The organism is Clostridium sp. (assembly GCF_051654825.1).
GTDB lineage: Bacteria > Bacillota > Clostridia > Clostridiales > Clostridiaceae > Clostridium.
Window position 1 is genome coordinate 1 of the sequence record NZ_JBOFYU010000064.1, and the last position, 8,984, is coordinate 8,984.

9 protein-coding genes, 5 tRNA genes, 2 rRNA genes and 1 other annotated feature are annotated in these 8,984 nt (G+C 30.2%); all 16 genes read left to right on the plus strand.

Features of this window, described 5'->3' with window-relative positions; genetic code table 11:
- A 23S ribosomal RNA gene (locus ACRDBA_RS03975) occupies nucleotides 1–91 on the plus strand; the annotation flags it as partial.
- Between the two features lie 92 nt (nucleotides 92–183).
- Nucleotides 184–300: ribosomal RNA gene (rrf, locus tag ACRDBA_RS03980) — 5S ribosomal RNA — on the plus strand.
- A gap of 3 nt (nucleotides 301–303) precedes the next feature.
- Nucleotides 304–379: transfer RNA gene (locus ACRDBA_RS03985), tRNA-Ala, on the plus strand.
- A 108-nt stretch (nucleotides 380–487) separates the two neighbouring features.
- Nucleotides 488–988 carry an HD domain-containing protein gene (locus tag ACRDBA_RS03990; RefSeq protein ID WP_438571632.1) on the plus strand — a complete coding sequence of 167 codons (501 nt, stop codon included), beginning with the start codon at nucleotides 488–490 and terminating at the stop codon, nucleotides 986–988.
- Between the two features lie 21 nt (nucleotides 989–1,009).
- On the plus strand, nucleotides 1,010–1,516 hold the full coding sequence (locus ACRDBA_RS03995) for a transcription repressor NadR (protein WP_438571633.1): 507 nt from the start codon (nucleotides 1,010–1,012) through the stop codon (nucleotides 1,514–1,516).
- A 17-nt stretch (nucleotides 1,517–1,533) separates the two neighbouring features.
- Nucleotides 1,534–2,946, plus strand: a complete 1,413-nt coding sequence (locus ACRDBA_RS04000) for an NAD(P)/FAD-dependent oxidoreductase (RefSeq protein WP_438571634.1) — start codon at nucleotides 1,534–1,536, stop codon at nucleotides 2,944–2,946.
- Nucleotides 2,947–2,948: 2 nt separating this feature from the next.
- Nucleotides 2,949–3,182 carry a DUF1667 domain-containing protein gene (locus ACRDBA_RS04005; protein WP_438571635.1) on the plus strand — a complete coding sequence of 78 codons (234 nt, stop codon included), beginning with the start codon at nucleotides 2,949–2,951 and terminating at the stop codon, nucleotides 3,180–3,182.
- A gap of 104 nt (nucleotides 3,183–3,286) precedes the next feature.
- Nucleotides 3,287–3,489, plus strand: a binding site (T-box leader).
- A 64-nt stretch (nucleotides 3,490–3,553) separates the two neighbouring features.
- Nucleotides 3,554–4,831 (plus strand): serine--tRNA ligase, encoded by a 1,278-nt coding sequence (gene serS / locus ACRDBA_RS04010; RefSeq protein WP_438571636.1) that lies wholly within the window; start codon nucleotides 3,554–3,556, stop codon nucleotides 4,829–4,831.
- A gap of 201 nt (nucleotides 4,832–5,032) precedes the next feature.
- Complete coding sequence (locus ACRDBA_RS04015) at nucleotides 5,033–5,881, plus strand: Rossmann-like and DUF2520 domain-containing protein (RefSeq protein ID WP_438571637.1); 849 nt, start codon at nucleotides 5,033–5,035, stop codon at nucleotides 5,879–5,881.
- A 3-nt stretch (nucleotides 5,882–5,884) separates the two neighbouring features.
- The gene (gene panB / locus ACRDBA_RS04020) at nucleotides 5,885–6,712 is read left to right on the plus strand and encodes a 3-methyl-2-oxobutanoate hydroxymethyltransferase (RefSeq protein ID WP_438571638.1); all 828 of its coding nucleotides are present in this window, start codon (nucleotides 5,885–5,887) and stop codon (nucleotides 6,710–6,712) included.
- Nucleotides 6,713–6,726: 14 nt separating this feature from the next.
- Entirely contained in the window at nucleotides 6,727–7,572 is an 846-nt protein-coding gene (panC, locus tag ACRDBA_RS04025) for a pantoate--beta-alanine ligase (RefSeq protein ID WP_438571639.1), read from the plus strand.
- 14 nt (nucleotides 7,573–7,586) lie between these two features.
- Entirely contained in the window at nucleotides 7,587–7,973 is a 387-nt protein-coding gene (gene panD / locus ACRDBA_RS04030) for an aspartate 1-decarboxylase (protein ID WP_438571640.1), read from the plus strand.
- Between the two features lie 196 nt (nucleotides 7,974–8,169).
- Nucleotides 8,170–8,260, plus strand: a tRNA-Ser gene (locus tag ACRDBA_RS04035).
- 34 nt (nucleotides 8,261–8,294) lie between these two features.
- Nucleotides 8,295–8,385 (plus strand) — tRNA-Ser (locus ACRDBA_RS04040).
- Between the two features lie 160 nt (nucleotides 8,386–8,545).
- A tRNA-Ser gene (locus ACRDBA_RS04045) sits at nucleotides 8,546–8,636 on the plus strand.
- A gap of 34 nt (nucleotides 8,637–8,670) precedes the next feature.
- Nucleotides 8,671–8,761, plus strand: a tRNA-Ser gene (locus tag ACRDBA_RS04050).
- Nucleotides 8,762–8,984 lie beyond the last annotated feature (223 nt).

Genomic DNA, 8,984 nt, shown 5'->3' on the forward strand with positions numbered 1-8,984 from the left:
CCCCTTGAAGAACACAAGGTTGATAGGTCAGAGGTGTAAGTGTGGCAACATATTTAGCTGACTGATACTAATAGGTCGAGGGCTTGACCAATAATATACAAGAATTCATGTGCAATTTTCAGAGAATAAAATCTGAAAATAGTGTTGACAAAATAAACACTATGGAGTATAATAAACATGTAATCTGGTGATGATGGCGTAGAGGAAACACTCCTCTCCATTCCGAACAGGACAGTTAAGCTCTACAGCGTCAATGGTACTGCATGGGAGACTGTGTGGGAGAGTAGAACGTCGCCAGGTCATGGGGGTATAGCTCAGTTGGGAGAGCACTTGCCTTGCACGCAAGGGGTCAAGAGTTCGAATCTCTTTATCTCCACCATTGAAAGCTACGAAGCAATTCGTAGCTTTTTTTATTTTATATAAAATTGAATAATTGATAAAAAATACATATAGTGATATCATTTTATATAGCACGAGGTGATTAAATATGGCAATATATAGAGTAAAACAGTTTATATGGGGATTAGGCTCATTTTTAAAAAAAGTAGATTATGATTATATTGAAAAATATTTAAGCAAAGACGAAATTAAGCTATTTGAAAAATTAAGTCATAATGATAAGCATCATTGTATAAGAGTTTGCAAAGATGCAATATCTATGAGTGAAGAGAAAAATATAGATATAGATAAATCAAAACTAGCTAAGATAGCATTATTACATGATATAGGTAAATCAGATTTTCATTTAAATCTTGTAGAAAAATCAATAGTAGTTTTATTAGATAGATTTACAGATGGTAAGATAAATAAGTATGATAATATAAAACAAATAAATGTATATTATAATCATCCTAAGATAGGGGAAAAAATATTAAAAAAATATAATTATGATGATGAGTTTCTTCAAGTAGTTAGTGGTCATCATAGTAAAATAAATTCAAAAAATAAATTTTTAGATATAGTAAGCAAATGTGATAATAAAAATTAAATATATGTATTGAGGTGAGTTATGAGAGCAACAGATAGAAGAGATGAAATAGTAAGGTTACTAATTGATGGGAATAAACCTATAAAGGGAACTGATTTAGCCATAAAATATGGAGTTACTAGACAAATAATAGTCAAAGATATAGCTATATTAAGAGCAACAGGAAAAGAGATTATTGCAACTCCAGATGGATATATTTATAATAAGCAAGCTGGAAAAGTAAAATCAATTATTGCAGTTAACCACGATAGTAGTAAAACTATAGAAGAGTTAGAGATAGTAGTTAAATATGGTGGAGTAATAGAAGATGTTATAATTGAGCATCCCCTATATGGTGAAATTAGAGGGATATTGATGATAAAAAATTTAAATGATTTAAATAAATTTGAGAGTACTTTTAATAGTAATGAAGCAAAGCCACTTTCTAACTTAACTAATGGAATACATATTCATACTATATCAGCTGATAACGAAGTAGATATGAATTCAATAAAGTTAGAATTAAAAGAAAAAGGATTTACTTTATAGTGGGAGGAAGTTAAGTTATGGATTATGATGTTCTTATATTAGGAGGAGGCATAATTGGGTGTGCCGTAGCATATGAGCTATCAAAGTATAATTTTAATATAGCAGTTATAGAAAAAGATTATGATATAGCAGATGATATATCATTTGTTAATACATCTATAGTATATGATGGATCAGAAACATCGGATAACATAATGGCTGGATTAGAGTATATCGGTAATTCATTATTGGAAGAAATCTGCGAAAAATTTAAGGTTCCATTTAAAAAAGTTGGAGCTATAAGAGTGGTTAATGATAATAATGGAGTAACTAAGCTAGAGGAGATGTATACAAGGGCTAAAAATAGAGGAATTGATGGAGTAGAGCTTATAGAAAAAGAAAAGGTCATTGATTTAGAGCCTAATATTAATACTAATATTAAAAAAGGTTTATATTCAAAAAATGTAGCTATTGTAGCTCCTTATGATTTAGCTATAGCTTATGCAGAAGTAGCCTCTGATAATGGTGTTAATTTTAGATTAGAAGAAGAAGTATTGAACATACAAAATATAACTAAAGGTTTTAAAGTAACAACTAATAGAAATAAGTTTTCTTGTAAAGTTGTAATAAATACTATACCTAATGAAATTTATATACAAGAAAATGGGAAAGTTAAGGATAAAGATTTAGATACTAATACTAATAAATTTAAAAATATGAGTTATTTATTAGTTGATGATAATTATGATAATAAGTTAAGTAAAATAGTTATAGAAACATTTGATAAAGATACTTTTGTATTAAGTACACCAACTACTACATCAGGATCTTTACTTGGAATAAAAAGTACAGAAAAAACTAGCTTACAAGATAATATGAAGTATGCAAATAATTTATTAAGTGATTTAAAAACATCTAATATAAATAATTTATTTAGAGAAAGCTACGATAAGGATTCTATGCTAATAGATGATAGCGAAATAGAAAAAGGATATATAAGAGTGACAGGAACACATTATGGAAAGATAACAATTGCTCCTGCAATAGCAAGAATGCTTTGTGATACTCTTGCAAGTAATTTAAAATGTACTTTAAAGAAAAACTTTATAGATAAGAGAAGAGAATTTTATAAGTTTAGAGAAATGGATAGGAATGAGCTAAATGAAATAATTGCATTAGACAAAAGATATGGAAAGATAGTTTGTGTTTGCAATTATATATCAGAAGGTGAAATTGTAGATTCTATAAGAAGGCCTTTAGGCGCAAGAACTGTGGAAGGGGTAAAAAGAAGAACAGGCGCTGGTTTTGGTAGCTGCCATGGTTCTTATTGCTATGAGAAAATAATAAATATTTTAGCTAGAGAGCTAGATAAAAAGGCTACAGATATAGTAAATGATTCAAAGGAATCAAAGGTTATATCAGGAAGAATAAAAGAATTTAGTGAGGTTTAGTGATGGGAAATAAAGATATTTTTACTTCAGTTATAAGAGTTAAGGGAAGTGACAAATATAAAGTAGTTTCTGTAAAAAGCAGTGAGCCAGTTGAAAAAGAAATATGGGTTGAATTATCTAAAGTGTTAAGTCGTATATATGCAAGTGTTCCTATAGAAGCAGGAGATATTATTTGTAAGAATATTTTAAATACAGGAATAGATATTATTTGCACTAGAACTTTAAATAGAGAATAAAGAATTTAAAAAAGTAAATAATAATAAATAAGAATTTTAGTAAATACAAGTAAAATATTGACAAGAGGTCTATATTTATAATATATTTAATTATATAACATAATATCAAACCTATGAAAAGGCTAGTAATAGTATTTATTGTTTTTAGAGAGTCGATGGTTGGTGCAAATCGATAACAATATATTATGAATCCACCTTGGAGGGACTGTGATGAGCAGTACGGTTTTAACCGTTAAAGTTTTTAAGAGGATAATAGCCTATGCTATTATCAATTAGGGTGGCAACGCGGAGTCTATTCGTCCCTTTATAGGGATATATAGACTCTTTTTTTATTTAAAAAAATTTATATTTATAAGAGAGGGGACACACAAATGTTAGATTTAAAAAGAATAAGAAATAATCCAGATGAAATTAAAAAAGCTTTAGCAAATAGAGGAGAAGACTTTCAAGAATCAACAATTGATGAAATAATAGCTTTAGATGAGGAAAGAAGAAATATTTTAGTTGAAGTTGAAGCATTAAAGAGCAAGAGAAATCAAGTTTCAGCTGAAATTCCAAAGCGTAAAAAAGCTGGTGAAGATGTGGCTCCAATTATGGCTGAAATGAGAGAGCTTGGAGATAAAATAAAAGAAGATGACGTTAGAGTATCAGAAATAGATAATAAACTAGAATATATTATGTTAAGAATGCCTAATATACCAAATCCACAAGTTCCAGAAGGGGATACTGATGAAGATAATGTGGAAATAAAAGTATGGGGTGAACCAACTAAATTTACTTATGAACCAAAGGCTCACTGGGATTTAGGAACTGATTTAGGAATTCTTGATTTTGAAAGAGCAGGAAAAACTACAGGTTCAAGATTTACTATGTACAGAGGTTTAGGAGCTAGATTAGAAAGAGCTATAATAAACTATTTCTTAGATAAGCATACTTTTGATAATGGATATGAAGAAGTATTACCTCCATTTATGGCTAATAGAGAAAGCATGACTGGTACAGGACAATTACCTAAGTTTGAAGATGATGCATTTAAGGTTGAAAACAATGGTTACTTCTTAATACCTACAGCAGAAGTTCCAGTAACAAATATGTATAGAAATGAAACTTTAAAAGGTGAAGATCTTCCGGTTAAGCATGTAGCTTACTCAGCATGTTTTAGAGCAGAAGCAGGATCAGCTGGTAGAGATACAAGAGGATTAATAAGACAACATCAATTTAATAAGGTAGAATTAGTTAAGTTCTGTAAGCCAGAGCAAAGCTATGAAGAATTAGATAAATTAGTTCAAGATGCTGAATCAGTATTACAAGGGTTAGGATTACCATATAGAATAGTAAGAATATGCAAAGGTGATTTAGGATTTACTGCAGCATTAAAATATGATATAGAAGTATGGATGCCAAGCTACAATAGATATGTTGAAATATCAAGTTGTTCAAACTTTGAAGATTTCCAAGCAAGAAGAGCTAACATTAAATACAAAGAAACTCCAAAGGATAAGCCACAATTTGTTCATACATTAAATGGATCAGGAGTTGCTATAGGTAGAACTGTTGCTGCGATTCTTGAAAACTATCAAAAAGAAGATGGAACTGTAGAAATTCCAGAAGCTTTAAGAAGATTTATGAACTGTGATGAAATAAAATAATAATATATAAAAATAGTACATAGAAATATGTACTATTTTTATTTTATGTAAAATTAATGTAAAAAATTAATATTTATGGTAATATATAAATTGGATGGTATTTTCGTAAGCCATACCATAATCTTTATTTGAAATATTTTTATAAGACAGCTCATATCGTAATGAATGAGACTAAAATAGTATTACACTCTAATTGTGGAGGTGATAACTATAAAAATTGGATTTATCGGTGCAGGAAAGGTAGGGTTTTCTCTAGGAAAATACCTAGTAGAAAATAATATTAATGTAACTGGATACTTTAGTAAGAATGAAGACTCATCCTATGAAGCTTCAAATTTTACATGCACAAAACAATATAAAAAATTAGAAAATATTATTAATGAAAGTGATACTATTTTCATTACGACACCTGATGGAGAAATTTCTAAGGTGTGGAGTCAAATAAAAAAACTGTCTATTAAAAATAAAGTAATCTGCCATTGTAGTGGATTATTATCTTCAGAAATCTTTTCAAATATAGACCAATATGGTGCTTATGGATATTCTATTCACCCTATGTTTGCTATATCAGACAAACATAGTTCTTATAAATCTCTAAAAAAAGCTTTTATAACAATTGAAGGAAATGAAAAATATCTAGATAAGATATTCTTAGTTGTTAAATCAATAGGAAATGATGGAAGGGTAATTAAAAAAGAAAATAAACCTTTATATCATGCTGCTTCTGTTATGGCCAGTAATTTAGTGCTTGGTCTTATTAATAATGCTGTTAATTATCTAAAAGAGTGTGGTTTTAAAGAAGAAGAGGCTATTGAAGCCTTATACCCATTAATATCTTTTAACATTAACAATGTTAAAGATAAAGGTATTATGAATAGCTTAACAGGTCCAGTAGAAAGAGCAGATGTAGAAACTATTAAAAAGCATTGTGAATTATTAAGAGAAGAGGAAGAACTATATAAATTATTATCAAGAAATATTTTAGAAATAGCAAAGATAAAAAATAGTGAAAAAGATTATAAGCAGTTAGAAGAATTTTTGGAGGGATAATTAATGAAGAATACAGCTGTTACATTTAAAGAAGCAAAAATGAAAAATGAAAAATTAACAATGCTTACTGCATATGACTATTCAATAGCAAAGTTAATAGATGAAAGTGAAGTAAATGGGATATTAGTAGGCGATTCATTAGGGATGGTTTGTCTAGGATATGAAGATACATTATCAGTAACTATGGAAGATATGATTCATCATACTAAAGCTGTGGCAAGAGGAGTAAAAAGTACATTAATAGTTGGTGATTTGCCATTTATGTCATATCAAACATCTGTATATGATGCAGTAGTTAATGCAGGAAGGCTTATAAAAGAAGGACGAGCACATGCGGTAAAACTAGAGGGCGGAATAGAAGTATGTGATAAAATTGAGGCAATAGTTAAGGCTTCAATTCCTGTTATGGCTCATATAGGCTTAACTCCACAATCTGTAAACAGCTTTGGAGGATTTAAGGTACAAGGAAAAAGTGAGGATGCAGCTAGAGAGTTAATAAAGGCTGCTAAGGCTGTAGAAGCGGCAGGAGCATTTGCAGTTGTATTAGAATGTGTACCAGCAAAATTAGCTGAAATAATCACTAGAGAATTATCAATACCTACAATAGGAATTGGTGCAGGAGTTAATTGTGATGGTCAAATTTTAGTATATCAAGACATGCTTGGAATGTTTAATGATTTTACACCTAAATTTGTTAAGAAGTATGAAAATTTAAGTGAGAAAATCAAAGGGGCTTTTGATAAATATACTAGAGAAGTCAGAGATGGAGTTTTTCCAGAAGAGGTTCATAGCTTTAAAATTAGTGATGAAGTAATAGAAAAATTATATTAATTTGGGGTGTAGATATGATAATTACAGGGAGCATTAATGAAGTAAGAAATAAGGTTAAGGAATGGAAAAGAGAAGGACTAACAGTAGGTTTGGTTCCAACTATGGGGTATTTACATGAAGGGCATGAAAGCTTAGTAAAAAGAGCTGTATCTGAAAATGATAGAGTTATAGTAAGTATATTTGTAAATCCTATTCAATTTGGACCAAAGGAAGATTTAGCTAAATATCCAAGAGATTTAGAAAGAGATGGGGCTATTTGTAAGGACGCTGGAGCAAGTTTAATTTTTAATCCATCTAATGAAGAAATGTATTTTGATGATTTTTCAACTTATGTTGAAATGAATGGCTTAACAGAAGGATTATGTGGTAAAAGTAGACCAACTCATTTTAGAGGTGTATGTACTGTTGTAAATAAATTATTTAACATAGTACAAGCTGACAGAGCTTATTTTGGTGAGAAGGATGCACAACAGCTAGTAGTGATAAAAAGAATGGTTAGAGATTTAAATATAGATATAGATATTATTGGATGTCCTATTATAAGAGAAGAGGATGGACTAGCTAAGAGCTCAAGAAATATTTACTTATCAGAAGAAGAAAGAGCAGCAGCACTTGTGTTAAATAAGTCATTAAGAATAGCAAAAGATTATTTAATAAATGGAGAGAAAAATCCAGAATTAATAAGAAAAGTAATTATAGAAAATATAAATAGTGAAAAATTAGCTAAGATAGATTATGTAGAAGTAGTAGATAGCTTATCACTTGAAGCTATAGAAGAAATAGATAAAGGTATATTAGTAGCTATAGCTATTTATATAGGAAAAACTAGATTAATAGATAACTTTATATTTGAAGTATAATTGGGGGAAAGAAAATGAAGTTAAATATGTTAAAGGGAAAAATTCATAGAGCAACTGTAGTGCAAGCTGAATTAGATTATGTAGGAAGCATTACTGTAGATGAAGAGTTATTAGAAGCATCAGGAATATTAGAATATGAAATGGTTCATATTGTTGATATTAATAATGGAAATAGATTTGAAACATATACTATAGCAGGTCCAAGAGGAAGTGGGATGATATGCTTAAATGGAGCAGCAGCAAGGTGTGTACAAGTAGGTGACAAGATAATAATAATGAGCTATTGTCAGTTAGAAAGAGATGAAGTAGAAGATCATAAACCAAGGGTAGTATTTGTTGATAATGAAAATAAAGTTAGTAGAATAACTAATTATGAAAAGCATGGGCAATTATCTGATTAAAAATAAAGTGGGCTTTAGTTAAAGATATATTCTAAGTTAATAAAAGTTAAGTAATGCAGTGATATATAACAAATTAGCTTAGTAGGAGGTATAAATCCTACTAAGCTTTATACTTTTTATATGGTAATTAAAAGTATTTAAAAAACTGTTGACATAATAAATGTATGTTGATATAATAAATTTTGTAAAAAGGCAAGGAGAGATGGTCGAGCTGGCTTAAGGCACCGGTCTTGAAAACCGGCGTACCTTTACGGGTACCGTGGGTTCAAATCCCACTCTCTCCGCCACTTTTTTTTACGCAAAAATAAAATGGAATAATATGGAGAAATACTCAAGTGGCTGAAGAGGCGCCCCTGCTAAGGGCGTAGGTCGGGCAACTGACGCCCGGGTTCAAATCCCGGTTTCTCCGCCAAGCATCTAACTTTTGTTAGATGCTTTTTTTGACCTTAAATATGAAAGGGATATATTATGGTTATATTAATGTTGGTTAAAGAAAATAATAGATTATTTTTACTTAAAAACTGTTGACATAATAAATATATGTTGATATAATAACTTTTGTAAAAAGGCAAGGAGAGATGGTCGAGCTGGCTTAAGGCACCGGTCTTGAAAACCGGCGTACCTTTACGGGTACCGTGGGTTCAAATCCCACTCTCTCCGCCACTTTTTTTTACACAAAAATAAAATGGGATAATATGGAGAAATACTCAAGTGGCTGAAGAGGCGCCCCTGCTAAGGGCGTAGGTCGGGCAACTGGCGCCCGGGTTCAAATCCCGGTTTCTCCGCCAAAGCATCTAACTTATGTTGGATGCTTTTTTGTTTTTTAAATAAGTTTATAGTAGTGTTTTTTAATATTTTATAAAATATTAATGATATATCAAAAAAGTTAAAAAATAGGTTGACATAAAAATAACTAGTTGATATAATAATACTTGTCGAGAGACGAAGTATGGAAAGATGGTCGAGTTGGTTTAAGGCACCGGTCTTGAAAACCGGCGTACCTTTACGGGT

Excerpts from the sequence above, each read along its gene's own strand:
- panD (WP_438571640.1), top strand. The coding sequence starts at position 7,587 with ATGAAGTTAAATATGTTAAAGGGAAAAATTCATAGAGCAACTGTAGTG.
- ACRDBA_RS03990 (WP_438571632.1), top strand. The coding sequence starts at position 488 with ATGGCAATATATAGAGTAAAACAGTTTATATGGGGATTAGGCTCATTT.
- ACRDBA_RS03995 (WP_438571633.1), top strand. The coding sequence starts at position 1,010 with ATGAGAGCAACAGATAGAAGAGATGAAATAGTAAGGTTACTAATTGAT.
- panB (WP_438571638.1), top strand. The coding sequence starts at position 5,885 with ATGAAGAATACAGCTGTTACATTTAAAGAAGCAAAAATGAAAAATGAA.
- serS (WP_438571636.1), top strand. The coding sequence starts at position 3,554 with ATGTTAGATTTAAAAAGAATAAGAAATAATCCAGATGAAATTAAAAAA.
- panC (WP_438571639.1), top strand. The coding sequence starts at position 6,727 with ATGATAATTACAGGGAGCATTAATGAAGTAAGAAATAAGGTTAAGGAA.
- ACRDBA_RS04005 (WP_438571635.1), top strand. The coding sequence starts at position 2,949 with ATGGGAAATAAAGATATTTTTACTTCAGTTATAAGAGTTAAGGGAAGT.
- ACRDBA_RS04000 (WP_438571634.1), top strand. The coding sequence starts at position 1,534 with ATGGATTATGATGTTCTTATATTAGGAGGAGGCATAATTGGGTGTGCC.